The organism is Roseinatronobacter sp. NSM (assembly GCF_052379845.1).
In the GTDB taxonomy this organism is placed as follows: domain Bacteria; phylum Pseudomonadota; class Alphaproteobacteria; order Rhodobacterales; family Rhodobacteraceae; genus Roseinatronobacter.
Genome location: NZ_JBQTCF010000003.1, coordinates 36,587 through 53,965, shown reverse-complemented (window position 1 = coordinate 53,965; position 17,379 = coordinate 36,587). Strand labels below are relative to the sequence as shown.

17 protein-coding genes are annotated in these 17,379 nt (G+C 59.7%); 8 read left to right on the top strand and 9 right to left on the bottom strand.

The genetic code is table 11. The features are described 5' to 3' along the window. The 3 genes from ACTZWY_RS02455 to ACTZWY_RS02445 all read left to right on the top strand — a co-directional run bounded on the left by ACTZWY_RS02455 (position 1) and on the right by ACTZWY_RS02445 (position 3,552). Positions 1-1,449, top strand: a complete 1,449-nt coding sequence (locus ACTZWY_RS02455; RefSeq protein ID WP_444789090.1) for an amidase — start codon at positions 1-3, stop codon at positions 1,447-1,449. Positions 1,450-1,690: 241 nt separating this feature from the next. Next, the gene (locus tag ACTZWY_RS02450; protein WP_444789089.1) at positions 1,691-2,590 is read left to right on the top strand and encodes a DMT family transporter; all 900 of its coding nucleotides are present in this window, start codon (positions 1,691-1,693) and stop codon (positions 2,588-2,590) included. A 20-nt stretch (positions 2,591-2,610) separates the two neighbouring features. Next, complete coding sequence (locus ACTZWY_RS02445) at positions 2,611-3,552, top strand: acetamidase/formamidase family protein (protein ID WP_444789088.1); 942 nt, start codon at positions 2,611-2,613, stop codon at positions 3,550-3,552. 46 nt (positions 3,553-3,598) lie between these two features. On the opposite strand, the gene ACTZWY_RS02440 is transcribed toward ACTZWY_RS02445, so the two are convergent. Next, on the bottom strand, positions 3,599-5,038 hold the full coding sequence (locus ACTZWY_RS02440) for an amidase (RefSeq protein ID WP_444789087.1): 1,440 nt from the start codon (positions 5,036-5,038) through the stop codon (positions 3,599-3,601). Next, on the bottom strand, positions 5,035-5,247 hold the full coding sequence (locus ACTZWY_RS02435; RefSeq protein WP_444789086.1) for a hypothetical protein: 213 nt from the start codon (positions 5,245-5,247) through the stop codon (positions 5,035-5,037). Before ACTZWY_RS02435 ends, ACTZWY_RS02440 begins: the two co-directional genes overlap by 4 nt. Positions 5,248-5,720: 473 nt before the next feature. Between ACTZWY_RS02435 and ACTZWY_RS02430 the strand changes: the two genes are divergently transcribed. Beyond that, complete coding sequence (locus tag ACTZWY_RS02430; protein ID WP_444789085.1) at positions 5,721-5,921, top strand: hypothetical protein; 201 nt, start codon at positions 5,721-5,723, stop codon at positions 5,919-5,921. 11 nt (positions 5,922-5,932) lie between these two features. Beyond that, a complete protein-coding gene (locus ACTZWY_RS02425; protein ID WP_444789084.1) occupies positions 5,933-7,351 on the top strand; it encodes an amidase in 1,419 nt (472 codons plus the stop codon). 91 nt (positions 7,352-7,442) lie between these two features. Here ACTZWY_RS02425 and ACTZWY_RS02420 read toward each other — a convergent pair whose 3' ends face one another. The 4 genes from ACTZWY_RS02420 to ACTZWY_RS02405 all read right to left on the bottom strand — a co-directional run bounded on the left by ACTZWY_RS02420 (position 7,443) and on the right by ACTZWY_RS02405 (position 11,485). Beyond that, the gene (locus ACTZWY_RS02420; RefSeq protein WP_444789083.1) at positions 7,443-8,261 is read right to left on the bottom strand and encodes an enoyl-CoA hydratase/isomerase family protein; all 819 of its coding nucleotides are present in this window, start codon (positions 8,259-8,261) and stop codon (positions 7,443-7,445) included. 5 nt (positions 8,262-8,266) lie between these two features. After that, positions 8,267-9,655 carry an MmgE/PrpD family protein gene (locus ACTZWY_RS02415; RefSeq protein ID WP_444789082.1) on the bottom strand — a complete coding sequence of 463 codons (1,389 nt, stop codon included), beginning with the start codon at positions 9,653-9,655 and terminating at the stop codon, positions 8,267-8,269. Between the two features lie 4 nt (positions 9,656-9,659). After that, on the bottom strand, positions 9,660-10,451 hold the full coding sequence (locus ACTZWY_RS02410) for an SDR family NAD(P)-dependent oxidoreductase (RefSeq protein ID WP_444789081.1): 792 nt from the start codon (positions 10,449-10,451) through the stop codon (positions 9,660-9,662). A 104-nt stretch (positions 10,452-10,555) separates the two neighbouring features. Next, a complete protein-coding gene (locus tag ACTZWY_RS02405; protein ID WP_444789080.1) occupies positions 10,556-11,485 on the bottom strand; it encodes a LysR substrate-binding domain-containing protein in 930 nt (309 codons plus the stop codon). 119 nt (positions 11,486-11,604) lie between these two features. Between ACTZWY_RS02405 and ACTZWY_RS02400 the strand changes: the two genes are divergently transcribed. After that, positions 11,605-12,723: an AbrB family transcriptional regulator gene (locus ACTZWY_RS02400; RefSeq protein ID WP_444789079.1), complete on the top strand. Its 1,119-nt coding sequence runs from the start codon at positions 11,605-11,607 to the stop codon at positions 12,721-12,723. Beyond that, on the top strand, positions 12,720-13,718 hold the full coding sequence (locus ACTZWY_RS02395; RefSeq protein ID WP_444789078.1) for a D-2-hydroxyacid dehydrogenase family protein: 999 nt from the start codon (positions 12,720-12,722) through the stop codon (positions 13,716-13,718). The genes ACTZWY_RS02400 and ACTZWY_RS02395 overlap by 4 nt, the downstream gene beginning before the upstream one ends. A 51-nt stretch (positions 13,719-13,769) precedes the next feature. On the opposite strand, the gene ACTZWY_RS02390 is transcribed toward ACTZWY_RS02395, so the two are convergent. From ACTZWY_RS02390 to ACTZWY_RS02380, 3 genes are all read right to left on the bottom strand, one after another. Continuing rightward, positions 13,770-14,723: a Bug family tripartite tricarboxylate transporter substrate binding protein gene (locus tag ACTZWY_RS02390; RefSeq protein WP_444789077.1), complete on the bottom strand. Its 954-nt coding sequence runs from the start codon at positions 14,721-14,723 to the stop codon at positions 13,770-13,772. A 107-nt stretch (positions 14,724-14,830) separates the two neighbouring features. After that, entirely contained in the window at positions 14,831-16,348 is a 1,518-nt protein-coding gene (locus ACTZWY_RS02385) for a tripartite tricarboxylate transporter permease (RefSeq protein WP_444789076.1), read from the bottom strand. Beyond that, positions 16,348-16,797, bottom strand: coding sequence for a tripartite tricarboxylate transporter TctB family protein (locus ACTZWY_RS02380; protein WP_444789075.1), 450 nt, complete (start codon positions 16,795-16,797; stop codon positions 16,348-16,350). Before ACTZWY_RS02380 ends, ACTZWY_RS02385 begins: the two co-directional genes overlap by 1 nt. Positions 16,798-16,960: 163 nt before the next feature. Here ACTZWY_RS02380 and ACTZWY_RS02375 point away from each other — a divergent pair, with 163 nt between their 5' ends. Next, entirely contained in the window at positions 16,961-17,374 is a 414-nt protein-coding gene (locus ACTZWY_RS02375) for a PaaI family thioesterase (RefSeq protein ID WP_444789074.1), read from the top strand. Positions 17,375-17,379: the final 5 nt, after the last annotated feature.

Genomic DNA, 17,379 nt, shown 5'->3' with positions numbered 1-17,379 from the left:
ATGTCTGAACAAGGAAAAATCACCCCGAACGCACCAACAATTCCCCTCAATGACCTGTCCATATTAGACGCAGGGGCGCTTTTGCGGGCTGGAACCATCAGCGCAAAAGACCTTGCCAAGGATGCATTGGCGCGGATTGGCGCATTGGATGACAAGCTGAACAGCTTTATCACCCTTACCACTGACAGGGCGCTTGAAGATGCGGAAGCGGCAGATACCGATTTCGCAAACGGCATCGACAAAGGGCCGATGCAGGGCATTCCCTACGCCCTGAAGGACATCTTCAACACTGCCGGAATTCGGACGACCTGCCATTCCAAATTGCTGCAGGATCATGTGCCGACGTCCGACTGCGTGGTGGCGGAAAAATTGCGCAGTGGCGGGGGCGTTTTGATTGGCAAGACGGCAACCCATGAATTCGCATTCGGCGGGCCATCTTTTGACCTGCCCTTCCCGCCCGCGCGCAACCCGTGGAACCCCGACCATATTCCTGGCGGGTCATCATCAGGGTCGGGGGCCGCAGTGGCGGCGGGTTTCGTGCGCATGGCGATGGGGTCGGACACGGGCGGTTCCATCCGTGGCCCGGCGGCATATTGTGGCACGGTGGGGCTGAAGCCGACCTATGGCCTTGTGTCGCGGCGGGGGGTGTTTCCACTGTCATTCACGCTTGACCATGCAGGCCCGCTGTCGCGCAGCGTGGACGATACGGCCGCCACAATGCAGGTTATTGCTGGCTATGACCGGCTGGACCCGGCTTCTGCCGATCCCGGCGCCCTTGATTTTCTGGGCGGCATCAATGACGGCATCGAGGGGATGAAATTTGCCTTCCCCCGCCATTTCTTCGAGGATGCAGAAGGGGTAAGTGACGAAGTTGTTGCAGCGCTGGACGCCGCAATCGTGAAGCTGGGGGACCTGGGCGCGACAGTCGATATTGTCACCCTGCCCGATTACGAATTGTTCAATGCCGCTGGCCGCGTCATCCTGCTATCGGAAGCCTATGCCATTCACGAGGCCGACATGAAAACCCGCCCACTGGATTACGGGCGCTTCACCCATGCGCGTATGGCGGTGGGCGGCTTGTTGTCGGCATCGGACCTGATGCAGGCATTGCGGGTGCGCCGTCAGTTGTCCATCAGCGTCAATAACACCATCTTAGGCAAGTATGACGCCATCATCGCGGCATCCACCTTGTCCCCGGCGGGGCGGTTTGACCAGATCGACCCGGAAACCCCGCCCGCCTGGGCCATTCAGACAATGCCGTTCAATGTGACCGGCAACCCTGCTATGTCCATCCCGACAGGGTTCTCTGCGCAGGGACTGCCGCTGTCCATGCAGATTGTGGGCAAACCATTCGCAGACCCCACAGTTCTGCGGATCGGCAAAGCCTATGAAACGGCTGCGGGCCTGCTGGCGCATCGTCCGCACATCACCATGGCCAAGGCCGCATAGCAGCGCAAGCGCGCCGCCTTCGCGTTCCGTTTCCCGCACAAACGGGGACGGGGCGCACCCGGCATGGCCGGACAAATTGCCCCGCCCACATCCATTATCAGGCGAAAGAATGAACAAGCCAACTCCTCCTCCCACTCCTGCTTCTGCGTCGGGGCCAGCCGGGGACCGGCACGCCCCCACATTGGTTCAGGCGGCCAAAGCGTCACAAACGGCACCGCCCCTGTTGCGCCGGGTTCGGCTGATGCTGTGGTGGGGGGGCGCCCCTGACAACCTGCGCGGTTCCATCCTTATGATCGCGTCATTCTTCCTTTTCGGGGCCATGATGGCCGGGATCAAGGCGATTGGAACCGATTTGCCACTGGTGCAGGTGCTGTTCATCCGGCAGATCATCGTTACAATCCTGCTGTTGCCGCTGTTCATACGGGGGTTTCCCGCAGCGCTGCGCACGCGCTATCCGGGCCTGCAACTGGTGCGTGGCGTGTTTTCACTGGGCGCAATGCTGTGCGGTTTCACGGCGCTTTTGCACATTCCGCTGGCCGATGTCACGGCGCTGGGGTTCGCCAAGGTCTTGTTTGTGACAATTGGCGCAGTGATTGTCTTGCATGAAAAGGTGGGCACGCGGCGCTGGATTGCAACGGCCATTGGGTTTGTGGGGGTGCTGATCATGCTGCGCCCCAGTGGCGACGGGATCGGGTATTACTACTTGCTGACCCTTATAGGCGCGCTGTTCGGGGCGGGCATTACCATAACAGTGCGCGTTCTGGCAAAATCCGAACGGACAGAAACAATCCTTTTTTATCAAGCGGTTTGCCTGATTTTGGCGCTGGCGGTGCCGACGCTGCTGTGGTGGGTGCAACCTGACATGCGGCAATGGGCGCTGATTGCGCTTGTGGGTATTACCGGAACAGGTGGCCAGTATCTTATCACGCGCGCCCATCAGACAGGGCAGGCGTCCGCGCTGGCACCGCTGGAATTCGTGCGCCTGCTGATTGCGACGGCGATAGGCTTTTTTATCTTCGCGGAATTGCCCGACAGCACCACATTTGCAGGCGCGGCGCTGGTTGTCGGCGCTACAGTTTACACAATGCACAGAAACAGTGCCCGCGGGAAACCCAATCCCGCTATACCCCCCTCACAGTGACGCGCCCCAAAGGACATAACATGCCACATCATACCCTGAATGCTTCGCCGGAAACCTGCCACTGGGGCTATTTTGATGCCGGGCTTGCGCCTGCGCTGGTCGTGCAATCGGGGGACACGGCCACCATTCGCACTGTCAGCGGTGCCCCCGAGGTTTTGCCCCCCGAGGGCTTCCATGTTCCGCCCGAATTGCTGGATATTCACAAACGCTCCGAACGCCCGTTGCCCGGCCATATCCTGACCGGCCCCATCGCCATTGACGGGGCCATGCCCGGCGATATGCTGGAAATACGCATCGACAAGGTCGCGCTGCGCACCGATTGGGGCTATAATGTCATCCGCCCCCTTGTCGGAACCCTGACAGATGATTTCCACGAAACCCGCCACATCACCATTGCGCTGGACGCACAGAAAAACACGGGCCGCCTGCCATGGGGGCTGGACCTGCCGCTTGCGCCGTTTTTTGGCGTAATGGGCGTGGCCCCGCCCCCGGCATGGGGACGCATTTCATCAATTCAGCCGCGCGCGCATGGCGGCAATCTGGACAACAAGGAACTGGTTGCGGGAACAGCACTTTTTCTGCCGGTCTTTGTGCCGGGCGCGATGTTTTCGTGTGGTGACGGGCATGGCGCGCAAGGGGACGGCGAAGTGTGCGTGACCGCCATAGAAACTGCGCTTGAAGGTGATTTCACCTTCGTTTTGCATAAGAAGGCGGGGCTTGCATACCCGCGTGCGGAAACGCCAACGCATATCATCACAATGGGCATGGACCCCGATCTGGATCAATGTGTCATCCGGGCCTTGCGCGACATGATTGTCGTGTTGGGCGAAAAGGCCGGGTTGTCGCCTGAAGATGCATATACGCTATGCTCGCTTGCCGCCGATCTGCGCATCACCCAGACCGTCAATGGCAACAAGGGTGTGCATTGCATGATTGCCAAGTCGCTGCTTGAACAGGGGTAACCCCTGAAACCCCGCGCCCCCGATCCATTGGGGCGCGGGCATGAGGTCAGGCCGCAATCGGGGGGCGTTGCAAATGCCAGTCTGTGTCACGCTGATAGGCATCTGCGACTTTCAGCACGCGCCCTTCGGCAAATGGCCGGCCATGCACCAGCAACCCGATGGGCAGACCATTGCTGTCAAACCCGCAAGGAACCGACGCCGACGGCAGCCCAAGATAGTTCGCGGGCCGTGTGTTGATTGACACATTCATGAACGCTTCGATTGTGCCATCGCGCCCGCTGTCTATATCGGTTTCATAGCGGGTGGGAACCTTGGTGCGCAGCGCAGGGGCAACAAACACATCACACGCCCCGAACACATCATGTGCAAAGGACTGCAAGATAGCCCCCCTGCGGTTCAGCGCTTCAAGATACATGACGGCAGGAATGGCATTGCCGCCATACAGTCTTGCACTTAGGTGCACAGAATAGCTTTCGGGGGCGTCGCGCATCCATTGCCCATGAATGGCGGCCCCTTCGCAGCGCGAAACAATGCCACCATACGCGCTGATATCGGCCATATGCGGCAATGTCACGGGAACCAGAACTGCCCCTCGGTCCGCCAGAACAGTCATTGCCTGCACGAAGGCGGCATTCACTTCCTCATCAATCTCATCGAAGAAGTAATTTGTCGGCACACCCACACGCAGGCCCCGAATATCGCCTGTCAACGCGCCCTCGTAATCGGGGACGGGGTTTGGTGCGGATGTCGGGTCTTTCGGGTCATGCCCTGCAATGACCGACATGATACGCGCACAATCGCGCGCCGACCGCGCCAGCGGGCCGACATTATCCGCCGAGAAGGACAAGGGCATGACGCCATAGCGCGACACGCGGGTTTGCGTGCCCTTGATGCCCGTCACACCGCAAAGCGCTGCAGGCAACCGGATGGACCCGCCCGTATCGGACCCCAGCGAGGCCCCTACACAGCGCGCGGCCACAGCCGCCCCTGACCCGGACGATGACCCCCCTGTGCAATAGGCCAGATCCCACGGATTGCAGCAATCGCCAAAATGCGCATTGTGCCCCGTGGGGTTCTGGGCAAATTCGGCCATGTTCAAGCCACCCAATGTCAGCGAACCGGCCGCGTGCAAGCGTTCAATCACCGTTGCAGTGTAGTCCGGCACAAAATTCTTGCGGATTTCAGACCCGCAAGTGCAGGGTTTTCCAGCCTGATAATACATATCCTTATGGGCCAGCGGCACACCATGCAGCGGCCCCAGCGGGCGGCCTGCGCGTTGCATTGCGTCCAGCGCGCTTGCGGCTTCCAGCGCGGCATCTTGCTGCAACCAGATTACGGCATTGATGGACGGATTTTGCAGTTCAAAGGCGGCAAGCGCGGCTTCGGTCAGGGCCACTGCAGTGGTGTCCCCGCGCGCAACAGCGTCCGCCTGCTCCACGACACTTAGCGATGTCAGGCTTTCGAACCTTGTTTCCAGCTTGGTCATTCCATGCACTCCTTGGTGGACTGAAGGGCGGCCAGAAAGCTTGCGGGTTCATCCTCGAACCGGGCCTTGCCGCGCAGGGGTGCAAGATCATCGCGCGCCGCCAGAAACTGCCCGGCCATGTGCATGGCAGCGGCATTGGGGACCTCAATCCCGGACCAGAACTTGATGGTTTGCGTAACAAGTGCTTGTGTTGCAACGATTTCGGACATGCGACTTCCCTTTCCCTGTTAAGACCGCACCAATATGGGACACGGTGTAATGTATTTATCATATTTTGGATACAAAATAGCATGTGTAAATGACCTTATGTCGATGGAATCACTTGGGGCAGTTCAAGTTTAAATAGATTTAATACATGCTTTTCAGTGTATTAAGTTCATATACCTTAAGCAATCAACTCAACCCCCACCAAATCCAATCCAACTTTCTAAACCAATTTGTATTCAAATTTAGCATCTCGCCTTATTTTTTTGCAGAAAACCAATACACCGGTGGTAAAGCCTGACAGAAATTTGATGAAAAATTGGTCTAGGTGACAGATTCAAGGCATATGCCCTCGCCAAAACTGCAATCTGTTCCCGCATTCAAGATTCGCTTGGCGCAAATTGGATACAATACTGCATACTTCCCAAGGCAGGCTTTCGCCCTGCCCGCAGCATTCCTTCCAAGAAAGAGGCATCGAATGACACAGACCGACCTATCCCGAAAGGATTTCCACGCGCTTATCGCCCAGCAAGGCCTGACCTATGACGACGCCGAACTCGCGGAGTTTTACGAGGCCTACGGTCTGGTGCGCGCCATGGCGGCGCGTGTTCGCAAACCACGCACCCACATGGCCGAACCCATGGCAATTTTTGCCCCTGTGCAGCCATCTTCAACCTGAAGGACCCCCCCATGTCACAGATCCCCACCATTGCTGCAGCCGCAAAAGCGCTGGCCGCAAAAACCATGTCCCCCGTGGAACTGACGCAAGACTGCCTTGCACGCATTCGCGCCCTGGAACCAGAGCTTCATGCCTTTGTGACCCTGACAGAAGACCGCGCCCTAAGTGATGCGCGCAAGGCCGAGGCCGAGATCATGGCATCAGGCCCGCGCAGCCAGATGCATGGCATTCCGGTCGGCCTGAAGGATATTGTGGATACCAAGGGCATTCTGACAACCTGCCAGTCGCGTTTTCTGGCCGACAACATACCGGATAAGGACGCGACCTGCGCGGCCAGTCTGGATGCGGCAGGGTCCGTTCTGATGGGCAAACTGACAACGCATGAATTCGCAGATGGCGGCCCGTCCTTTGACCTGCCTGATCCGCCTTCACGCAACCCGTGGAATACTGCGCATTTTACCGCCGGATCGTCCAGCGGGACCGGCGCGGCAGTGGCGGCAGGTCTGGTTCTGGGCGGGATCGGAACAGATACGGGCGGGTCCATTCGCGGGCCGGCGTCCCTGTGCGGAATTGCGGGCTTGAAGCCGACCTATGGGCTGGTCAGCCGCGCGGGCGTTGCGCCAGCGGCCTATAGCCTGGACCATATCGGCCCCATGTGCTGGACCGTCGAGGATTGCGCCATAATGTTGCAAAGCCTTGCTGGCCATGACCCCGCCGACCCGGCCAGCGCCAACAGGCCCGTCCCTGATTATGTTTCGGGAATTGGCGGCGGGGTCAGGGGGCTGCGCATTGGCGTTGTGCGCCATTTCCATGAAACCGACCACCCGGTTTCCGCAGCAACCCAGGCCAGCATCACCGATGCCATAAAAATTTACGAGGGTGCGGGCGCAACTGTGGTCGATGTGACCTTGCCCCCCCTGCAGGACTGGTCCGCCTGCGGTTTTCTGATTTCCGCCGCTGAACGGTTGGCCGCCTATGAAGACTGGGCAATGACGCGCCTTGATACGTTTTCAGCGCGGGTTCGGGACCGTATGTTCCTTGGCAGTTTCGTTACGGGGGCCGATTACCTGCAGGCCGTTCGTTTCCGGCGGGAACTGTGCGCGGAACTGGCGGCGGTCATGCGCGATGTCGACATCTTGCTGACCGCATCAAACCCCGGTGAAGCGCCGCTGATTGATCAGGTGCCGCGATGGGACAATCTGACCAAGCCCAATTTCACCTTCCCCTTCAATGTGGCGGGGGTTCCTGCACTATCGCTATGTGGTGGCTTTGGGCCACAGGGTTTGCCACTGGGCCTGCAGCTTGTCGCGCGCCCCTTTGAAGAAGCGGATTTGATGCGGGCAGGCCATGCCTATGAATTGGCCACCAACTGGCGGGCACAGCGCCCCGCCATATGCGCCAGCAAGGAACCCGCGCTGGCCTGCGCATAACCCGCACGGGTTGCAGGCCCGCCCCCGCGATGGGCTGCGCATCGGGGGCGGGCATGCAGGGCATGCGCCCTGCCCTTGCGTGACAGCGCACCTATGGATTTGTGTCAGTTTTCCGCAGGAAGGATTCAACCGACGCGCGATGTTCCTTGGTTGAATAGCAGATTGCCTGCGCTTGCCGGCCAAGCGCAAAGATGTCTTCGTCCGAACTTTCGAATGTCTTGTCCAGAATAGCCTTGGTCAGGGCCACTGCAGCGGGGGACCCTTGGGTTAACTCTTCGGCCCATGCGCATGCCGCATCCAGCAATGTTTCGCCGCTGCATACCCGGTCGACCAGACCAATTGACACCGCTTCCTCGGCCTGCACCACGCGCCCTGACAGGATAAGTTCCTTCGCCCGCGACAGCCCGACACGGCGGGGCAGAAAATACATCCCGCCCCCGTCCGAAACCAGCCCGCGCTTCAGAAAGCTCATGGACATTTTTGCGCCATCTGCCGCGATGATGAAATCGCACGCCATCGCCATATCAAGGCCAAGGCCGAATGCCGCACCGTTCATCGCTGCGATCACGGGTTTTGTGCAGCCGTGAATAACGGCAACGCCGCGATGGGTTTTTTTCTGGCGCATCCAGCCGTTGAAGGAAACTTCGTCTTGTGGCGCATTCAGACGCTCGCGCATGCCGCCAATATCGCCCCCGGAACAAAACCCTTTGCCCGCCCCCGTCAGAATGACGGCGCGGATCTGGGGCGTTGTATCCGCCCATTCAAAGGCATTCACAAGCTCTTGACGCATCTGGTCATTGATGGCGTTGCGCACCTCTGGCCGGTTCAGGCGGATCACCGCGATTGCGCCGCGAATTTCGGTTTCAATAAACGCGGCCTGCGGCGCAGAAGGGATGCTGGTATCTTTCATGGGTATCATCCTTGCGGGTTGTGCAAATCAGGTTCTGGACCGTTGCAGGGCAGAAGCGCGACGCGCGACGGCACATCGTCCGACAGCATGATCCTGTCGCGCAGGCCGCCCGCCACCTTGGGGTCAAGTACCCCGGACGTCAGTTCGGCAAACTTCTCAAACAGATCGGTGTCAGTTAACGGGTCATCCGGGTCACCCTTGCGGGTAGGTTGGAAATGCGTGACAACGTCACCATTGGTGAAGGTTATGATAAGCCTTGCCTGCCTGCGCGCCGGATAGGCGGCGGCAATCTGGGGGTCTGCAGTGACTGTCACCTTCGGCATGAAGGCCCGCAGGTCAGCGCGCGCAAGCGATGCAGGTGTGAACGCGTCCAGCCGCACGCCACCCAAATGCAACAAGGCCGCTGCGCAATATTGCACGCTGAAGCGGGCATCGGCGGCACTGTCCACGCGCAGCCTGTCACAGATGGCGGCTGTCGGGCCATAGCCCTGCACTGCGATATGGGCCACGTCCTCGGGGCCGAAAGGGCGCTGCGCCTGCACCGCGCGCAACCCGTCCAGCGTGGGAAAAATATGACCGCAGCACCCGTGATTCTTGAACGTCATGCGCGAAATGGGGGTCCATTCGCCAAGGCCCTGAAGCCCTGCATCCCAGTTGCCGGTCGTGTCACTGGTGGCCGCCGCATAGCCATGGGCGGCATGCAGGCTGTCGGGCGAACCTGTTACCCCTGCGGCAGCGGCAAGCCCGGCAAGCACCCCCGCTTCGGCGGCGTGCCCGCAATGCAGGGGTTTGGTCATTCCCTGCCCTTGCAGATTTTCCTGATGACCGCCTGCGAAACTGCTGGCAATGGCGATGGCATTGCCAATCCCGTCCGCGCCGCACCCCTTCAGCATGGCCGTTGCCACCGCCGCGCCCATGGTGCCGACCGTCGCGGTTATGTGCCAGTTTCGGTAATGGCTGGGCTGCAGGGCAATGGCAATGCGGCACCCCACTTCATACCCGCCAATGACCGCGCGGTAGAACGCCTGTGCTGTGGCCCCTTCGGATTGCGCAACCGCCAGCGCCGCCGAAATTGTGGGACTACCGGGATGATACCCGCCATCGCGGAAGATATCGTCAAATTCTGCCGTGTGGCTGGCAACCCCGTTCAACAAGGCCGCATGGCGCGCATGTCCGCAACTGCCATCAACATATGAGATCGCAGCCCCCTCACCACGGGCAGCGTGCAACACGCGCGCCAGCGCTGGGGCTGGCCCTTCGGTGCACCCCGGCAGCATGGCCGCGAACCAGTCCAGAACCGCGCGCCGCGCGTCATGCAAAACCGGGGCGGGCATATCGCAACTGCGCCATGAATCGGCGGCCTGTGCAAGGGTTATCAGGGGATTGGTTGTCATCTGGTTACCCCCGTTTCAGCAGCAGACCGCCATCCACGGGCAGCAGGACACCAGTGATGTATTTCGCCTCATCCGAGGCCAGAAACACGGCGGCATTCGCCACATCCCACGCAGTCCCCATATGGCCCATGGGCACCAATGCATCGCGTTCTGCCTGAATATCCTCGCGGGGGCGGCCTGATTCCTGCGCGCGGCGTTCAATGGCCATGGGCGTATTGATCAGGCCGGGCAGGATGACATTGGCCCGCACACCGAATTTCGCATTCTCGGCGGCGACATGCTGGGTAAAGGTGTTGATGGCCCCTTTTGATGTCTTGTAGGCCACCGTCGGGCGCATCGCTTTCGAGGCGGTGGAGGAAATGGTGATGATCGACCCGCCCCCTTGCATGCGCATCGTGGGCAACGTGGCCTTGCACAGCATGAACATGCTTTTCAGGTTCAGCGTCATCAACCTGTCCCAGACATCACTGTCCAGATCCGGGGTTGCGCGGTCGCCCTTGGACATGCCGACATTGCTGTGCAACACATCTATCCGGCCAAAACGCTGAAGGGTTTGCTGCACAATGCCCTGACAGGCACGTTCGTCTGTCACATCTGCGGTGACAACGATTGAATCGCCCCCGCCGATCATGTCCAGCGTTTCATTGGCCCAATCAGGGTTCACATCAACCAGCACACAGGTCGCCCCTTCCTGTGCGAAGCGCAGGGCGGTGGCGCGGCCATTGCCCGGGGTGGTCCCCGGTTGCTGCCCTGCGCCGGTTATGATTGCTATCTTTCCGTCCAGACGACCGCTCATGTGTCCCCCCTGCTGTCAGCGAATTCAAACTCAGCTTAACAGGGGTTGCGCGCGAAAATACCTGATTAGAGGTCAGGCTCGGCAAATCGCGGGTCTGACCGGGATCAGGGTCGTGGTGTCGGACGAGACTTGAAGAATTCGCGCGGCTGGCCCACTTGGTCCAGCAACCAGTCAATGAACCGTTTGGTTTTCACACTGACCGAAACCGTTGTGGGCCATATGACATAAAACGCCGCGCCGGTTGGAATACGCATGTCCAGCGGGCGGACAAGCCGCCCCTGACGAATGACGTCATCCAGCAAGCCCAATTGGCCAACCGTCAGCCCGAACCCCTGTTCCGCCGCAGAAAAGGTCAGCAACGATGTATCAAAATCGGTGCCGGCGTTGAAATCCATGTCTACATTCACCGCGCGCGCCCAGAATTCCCATGCCCGCCGCCTGTAGCGCGAATGCAGCAGTTCCCCCTTGGTGACATCCTGCGGTGTGTCCACCCCCCCGATAGAGTCGAGATATCGCTGGCTGCACACGACATCCACTTCCTCGTCCCACAATTTGCGGGTGCGCGTGTCGCGCCAATTGCCATTGCCCAATTGCAGTGCAACATCCAGATGTGTGCCGCGAAAATCCAGTGGTTCAACCCGCGTATCAAACCGCACGCGAATGTCAGGGTGCTGGCGTGTGAAATCCAGCAATTTCGGCATAAGCCAGTGATGCGCGACAGTGGGATGAACCCGCAGATTGACGGTGCCCTCTGTTTCATGACTGATCATCCGCTGGGTTGCGCGTTCCAGATCATCGAAAAGGCCCGCAATCTCTAAGCCAAAGGCGCGGCCAACTTCTGTCAGCTTGGCAGAACGTACGCCGCGCTCGAACAGGCTGACATCCAGAAAATCCTCCAGAATGGCAATCTGGCGGCTGATTGCAACCTGACTGACCCCCAGTTCTTGCGCTGCGGCGGTGAATGTCTTGTGGCGCGACGCCACGGCAAAGGATCGCAGCGGGTTCAGCGGCAGGTTAATTCGGCGTGGTTGCATAATTTTTGCTTATCCTACGATAAGGAACAGGCCAGTCTACTATGGCGCGGGTTATGCTAAACACCCCTTGAACAAACCGTCAAGATGGCTAACCCACCCGCCGAGGCCAAGCATACGTTATGGCATTTCCCCAATCGCCCGCCCAATCCAGTCGTCCACCATCAGGTGGGGGATGGCGACACACCATTGGCCTTGCGCTGTTGTTCGCGGTTTCGGGGTGTGGGGGATGGGCGTTCGAACGCATCGGCGCCCCGCTGCCGTGGATGATAGGGCCGCTGGTTGTCACGGCAATCATTTTCATGGGGCCTGCCCCATCGGTCACGGTGCCAAACCGGCTGCGCCCGTTGGGGCAGGTGGTGGTTGCCACGCAAGTGGGCCTTGCCTTCTCGCCCCAAGCGCTGGACCTGCTTTTGGCACTTGCGCCTGTGATTGTGGGCGCGGCGCTGGCGACGGGGCTGTGCATCTTCGTTGTTGCGCTGTTGGTGGCGCGCATAACCGGGCAAAGTCTGGCGCAAGCCTTTTTATCATTTGTTCCAACCAGCCCGGTCGAGGCCGCGACGATGGCGCAGGCGGCAGGCATAGACCCCGCGCCTGTGGTATTCTCGCAAACGCTGCGTCTGGCATCTGTCGTGATCGTGCTGCCTTTCACCATATACGCCCTGTCAGGCTGGCCGGACGCACAGCGCACACCTGTGTCTTTGGGGCAATTCGACCCCCTGCCGTTACTGGTCCTTGCCGCGATCGGCGTGGCGGGGGCGTGGCTGTTTCGCATCCTGCGCGTGCCGAACCCGAATTTTCTGGGACCAATGGCCGTAGCGGCGCTGCTGGCAGTCAGCGGGTCCGGGCTTATGCCCTATCCGCCCGATATTCTGGCGCTGGCGCAAATCTTGCTTGGAACATGGCTTGGGGCAACATTCCGGCGCGACTTCGTGGCATCGTCCCTGCGCTTGACGCTTGTAAGCGCTGTATCGTCGGTCTTGTTATTGGCGCTGTGTTCACTCAGCGCAGTCCTGATTGCAGTGGTATCAGGGGTGGATTGGCACATCATGGTGCTGGGCGCTGCCCCCGGCGGGGTGGTTGAAATGGCGCTGACAGCCAAGTTTCTGGGCCAGAACGTTGTGTTGATCACAACATTCCATCTTGTCCGGATTTTCATTTTTATGCCGAACATTCCATGGATCGTGCGACAGATCGTGCGCTACGAAACCCGAAAACACCCCAAGGAGCACCGCAAATGACCCAGCACCACCGCCCATTGCCCACTGGCCGCAAGGTCAGGGTGGCTGTCCTTGATGATTACATGGGCGTCGCACACCGCCTTGCCGACTGGTCGCGGCTGGCCGACCGCGCGGATGTCACCTTTCTGACAACGGCCATTGCCCCTGAACGCCTGACCCGTGATCTGGCCCCGTTCGATGCACTTTGCCTGTTGCGCGAACGAACCGACCTGCCCGGCGACATTCTGCGCGGATTGCCGAACCTGAAGGCCATCGCCGCGACAGGGCGTCAGAACCGCACCCTTGACAGCGCCACTGCGGCGGCGCTTGGCATTCCCGTCATGACAACTGATGGCAGCGGCAATGGCGTGTTCGCCACGGTCGAGTTGGCATGGGGACTGATCTTTGGCCTGATGCGCCACTTGCCCGCAGAAGCTGCCGCGATGCGCGCCGGGGACTGGCAAACCCGCCTTGGACGCGCGGTTCATGGCCGCACGCTGGGGCTGGTGGGCCTTGGCAAGCTGGGCACGCGCATGGCGCTGGTCGCAAAGGCGTTCGGGATGGATGTCATCGCCTGGAGTCCGAACCTGACGCCAGAACGCGCACACGCAGGCGGGGCTACATATGCCGACAAGGAAACGCTGTTTCGTCGTGCTGACATAGTGTCCCTGCATCTGGTGCTTGGTCCGGCCACCAAGGGGATCATCGGCGCCGTGGACCTGTCGCGCATGAAACCCGACGCATTGCTGATCAACACCGCGCGCGGGCCATTGGTCGATCAGGGTGCGCTGTTGGACACACTGTCCGGCGGCAGGATTGGCGGGGCGGGAATTGATGTCTATGACCATGAACCACTGTCGCCGGACGCGCCCATCCGCAGCCTGCCCAATGTGCTGGCAACCCCGCATCTGGGCTATGCCGTGCAAGAGACGTTTGAAAGCTTCTATGGCCAGACCGTCGAGAATCTGGATGGCTGGCTGAATGGAAAACCAATGCGACTGTTGGCGGCAAACTGAAAAAGCCGGCCCAAAGACGGGCCGGCGTTCGGATTTCATGCCTTGGGGTCGTTACTGGCCAATGCCCCGTTCAGCGGCCAGATCTTTCCATATTTGCAGGTCGCGCACATAGACTTCGCTGAATTCTGCCGGTGACAGGTTTCCTGCAATCGCATAGTTTTGCATCAACTGGTCCTGCATGCGGTCTGTGGCCATCGCTGCAGCCAGATCGGCATTGATCCGGTTTGCAAGGTCTTCTTCCATGCCACCGGGGGCAAAGATTGCAACCCAACCTTCCAGTTCCACGCCCGACACGCCAACTTCGCCACTGGACTGGATATCCGGCAACAGGGCAAACCGTTCTGGTGCCAGAACGGCCAGCGCCTTCGCGCGCCCGTCATTGACATAGGGCATCACACTTTGCGTGGTGGAAATATAAGTGTCTGCATGGCCCCCCATCAGATTGGTCAGCGCTTCGCCTGCGCCACCGAAATGCACCACATCAGCCGGAAGGTCCGCAGCCGCAATCACCAGTTCCGACATGAAATGCCCTGAACTGCCCGGCCCGGCGGTTGCCATGAACATGGGGCGGTTTTGCGCTTCTTCCATGAAGCTGGAGAAGTCCTCGGACTGGACATTTGCACCGCCGACCAGAACATATGGGCTGGTGATCAGAAGCGAGATCGGCGTGATATCGTCGATCGGGTCAAATTGCAGATCGCCTTGCAGGGCGGGGGCTGTGGTGATCGCGGCAGTATTGATCAGCAGCGTATGCCCGTCAGGCGCAGCCTGTGTCAGCTCCGTCGTGCCGATCATGGACCCGGCGCCGGGGCGGTTCACAATAACAATCGGCTGGTTCCAAATCTGCTCCAATTCCAAGGCAAGGGCGCGCATGGTGGTATCGGTTGATCCGCCCGTTCCGTAGGGAACAATCATGGTGACAGGCCCAGTTGGATAGTCCTGCTGGGCGAACGCACTGCCCGTTCCCAGCGCGGCGATGACTGCGGCAAGTATGATTGGTTTCATGAGTCTTTCCTCCTCCTTGGTAATACACGCGAAGTTGCGCCAGTGCGGCCTTCGGGCAGCCGCTGCACGATTGGCACAGCCATCGAGCGCCCTTTGCATCGCCCAATTTAGTGCGATGATCTGCGTATCCGGACCTTGTAGCGGTAGCGCCGAAGCGCGCCGATCATCGTCCAGATCAATAGGAGTGCGGCAAGGGCCAGCACAGTGCCAGCAAGCGGGCGTTCAAGAATGACCGTGAAATCCCCCCGCGCCAGCACCATTGCGCGCCGGAACTGCATTTCGACCAACGGCCCCAGCACGAAGCCCAGCAACAGCGGGGCCGCTGGCAGGTCAGCAAGGCGCATCAAATAGCCCAGCACCCCAAAACCCAGCACCATCAGCACATCTGCGGGATTGGTGCGAACGCTATAGGCACCGATGCACACAAAAACCAGAATGGCCGGATACAGGTAGTGGTATGGCACCATCAAAAGCCGCACCCACAGCCCGATCAGCGGCAGGTTCAGCACCAGCAACAGCAGATTCCCGATCCAGAAACTCATCACCAGCCCCCAAAACAATGACGGTTGCTGCGAAATCAGCGTGGGCCCGGGCTGGATGCCATGCACCATCAACGCCCCCAGCATCAACGCCATGGTGGCACTGCCCGGAATACCAAGCGCCAGTGTTGGAATGAATGCCGTCTGGTCGGCGGCGTTATTTGCGCTTTCAGGCGCAACAATCCCTTCGATTGCCCCTTTGCCAAAACGCTCTGGGGTGGCGGAAACACGCCGCTCGACCGCGTAGGCCATGAAAGCGGCAATGGACGGGCCAGTGCCCGGCAATGCCCCGAAAAACGACCCGATCGCAGACCCGCGCAGGCCCGGCTTCCACGACCGCGCCCAGTCCTTCCGGGTTGGCACCATATTCCGCAACCGTGTGCTTTCCCTGTCGATGCTGCCATCGCGTTTCGTGCCCACCGAACTCAGAATCTCGCCAATACCGAACAGCCCCATTGCCATTGCGCTGATGCCGAATCCGTCCATCAAACTCATGGACCCGAAGGTAAAGCGCGCAGCCCCGCTTTGGCTGTCGATACCCACAGTTGCGATCAGCATGCCCAGAATGACCATCGCAATGCCCTTGGACGGTGTCGCGTTGGTGATGGTCGAGGCCGCGACCAGCCCCAGAACCATCAGGGCGAAATATTCCGCCGGTCCGAAGGTCAGGGCATATTCGGCAATCACTGGCGAAAACAGGCTCAGGATGACAATCCCGATTGACCCCCCGGCAAAGGACGCAATGGTTGTCATGAAAAGCGCGACACCGGCGCGGCCCTTCTGGGCCATCGGATACCCGTCCAGACAGGTCACCGCCGATGATGTAGCGCCGGGCATGTTCAGCAAAATGGACGCCGTCGACCCGCCATAGGTCGTGCCGTAATATATGCCCGCCAGCATGATAAGGGCCGCGGTCGGGTCCAGATAGAAGGTGATCGGAAACAACATCGAAATCGCGGCCAGCGGGCCAATGCCCGGTATGACCCCCACGAAGGTTCCAAGGAACACACCCGCGAAACAATAAAACAGGTTCGTGGGCGTGATTGCCGTTTCAAGACCCAGCAACAGGTTTGCAAGAAGATCCATCAGAAAGGCCAGCCGAATGCAGCAATACTTAGCCCCAGCCCCAGAATGAAGACGGCCCATGTCACAAAGGCCGTCGCACCCGCAAGAATAAGGGCGCGTGTCGCAGGGACCTTGGCTTCCGCGAAGGTTGCAATAAGCGTTGTCGCAAAGACTGACGGGACCAGCCCGAATTCCTCGATCATCAGCGCGAAACTCAGGATGCTTGCGGACAGAACCACCAAAGCACGGAAGCGGACATCAACTTTCGTTCCGTTCTGCAGGAAGGCAGGAACCGCGATCAGCAGCCCGAAAACAGCCAGCATCGCCCCCAATGCTGCAGGCATCATGCCCGGTCCCATGCGGGTGACGGTTCCAGTGGCATAATTCGACAAGGCGTAAATGACGGCCCCTGAACCAAAGACCGTCAAGCCGAAACCGGCAACGATATCTCTGTAATTGCGATCCAGCACTTTCCCCTCCCTGTGGTTCGGCACCCATTCTTGTGGGCCGAGTGTCTGTGTAATGACCAATTCGCACAACAGTCTAAACTTGGGGCGAGCATAACAAAAAGTATGCCTCTGGCCGCACAAGATTGACTTGCCTGATGGCCTGCCTTGCCGCACAAGATTCGCTATGAGCACAAGTTTGGAAAATGCTGGCTGGTATCTTGAACCTGATGACGGGTTTATCGGGCATGTCGGCGGGTTGTGGCGGCGCGATGTCGCAGGCGTGGGGCAGGTTGCCTTCATCGCACAGGAAATTCATGCCAACCGCAATGGTGTCGTGCATGGTGGCATGCTGATGACATTCGTGGATCGCGCGCTGGGACAGGCCGCACGGCTGGCAGCCGGCGCAGAACGTGGGGCCACGATCAGCCTGAACTATCAGTTTCTGGCGCCGGTCAACATTGGGGATGTGGTCGAGATCACGCCCCAGATCGTGAAAATCACCCGACGCATGGTGTTTGTGGCGGGAACCGCCTGTGTGTGTGACGCCCCGGTAATTTCTGCCCAGGGCGTCTTTCGCGTTTTTCATCGCACGCAATGACGGAC

Excerpts from the sequence above, each read along its gene's own strand:
- ACTZWY_RS02385 (WP_444789076.1), bottom strand. The coding sequence starts at position 16,348 with ATGGATCTTCTTGCAAACCTGTTGCTGGGTCTTGAAACGGCAATCACG.
- ACTZWY_RS02415 (WP_444789082.1), bottom strand. The coding sequence starts at position 9,655 with ATGACAACCAATCCCCTGATAACCCTTGCACAGGCCGCCGATTCATGG.
- ACTZWY_RS02425 (WP_444789084.1), top strand. The coding sequence starts at position 5,933 with ATGTCACAGATCCCCACCATTGCTGCAGCCGCAAAAGCGCTGGCCGCA.
- ACTZWY_RS02440 (WP_444789087.1), bottom strand. The coding sequence starts at position 5,038 with ATGACCAAGCTGGAAACAAGGTTCGAAAGCCTGACATCGCTAAGTGTC.
- ACTZWY_RS02405 (WP_444789080.1), bottom strand. The coding sequence starts at position 11,485 with ATGCAACCACGCCGAATTAACCTGCCGCTGAACCCGCTGCGATCCTTT.
- ACTZWY_RS02455 (WP_444789090.1), top strand. The coding sequence starts at position 1 with ATGTCTGAACAAGGAAAAATCACCCCGAACGCACCAACAATTCCCCTC.
- ACTZWY_RS02375 (WP_444789074.1), top strand. The coding sequence starts at position 16,961 with ATGAGCACAAGTTTGGAAAATGCTGGCTGGTATCTTGAACCTGATGAC.
- ACTZWY_RS02395 (WP_444789078.1), top strand. The coding sequence starts at position 12,720 with ATGACCCAGCACCACCGCCCATTGCCCACTGGCCGCAAGGTCAGGGTG.
- ACTZWY_RS02400 (WP_444789079.1), top strand. The coding sequence starts at position 11,605 with ATGGCATTTCCCCAATCGCCCGCCCAATCCAGTCGTCCACCATCAGGT.
- ACTZWY_RS02445 (WP_444789088.1), top strand. The coding sequence starts at position 2,611 with ATGCCACATCATACCCTGAATGCTTCGCCGGAAACCTGCCACTGGGGC.
- ACTZWY_RS02435 (WP_444789086.1), bottom strand. The coding sequence starts at position 5,247 with ATGTCCGAAATCGTTGCAACACAAGCACTTGTTACGCAAACCATCAAG.
- ACTZWY_RS02450 (WP_444789089.1), top strand. The coding sequence starts at position 1,691 with ATGCTGTGGTGGGGGGGCGCCCCTGACAACCTGCGCGGTTCCATCCTT.
- ACTZWY_RS02420 (WP_444789083.1), bottom strand. The coding sequence starts at position 8,261 with ATGAAAGATACCAGCATCCCTTCTGCGCCGCAGGCCGCGTTTATTGAA.
- ACTZWY_RS02390 (WP_444789077.1), bottom strand. The coding sequence starts at position 14,723 with ATGAAACCAATCATACTTGCCGCAGTCATCGCCGCGCTGGGAACGGGC.
- ACTZWY_RS02410 (WP_444789081.1), bottom strand. The coding sequence starts at position 10,451 with ATGAGCGGTCGTCTGGACGGAAAGATAGCAATCATAACCGGCGCAGGG.
- ACTZWY_RS02430 (WP_444789085.1), top strand. The coding sequence starts at position 5,721 with ATGACACAGACCGACCTATCCCGAAAGGATTTCCACGCGCTTATCGCC.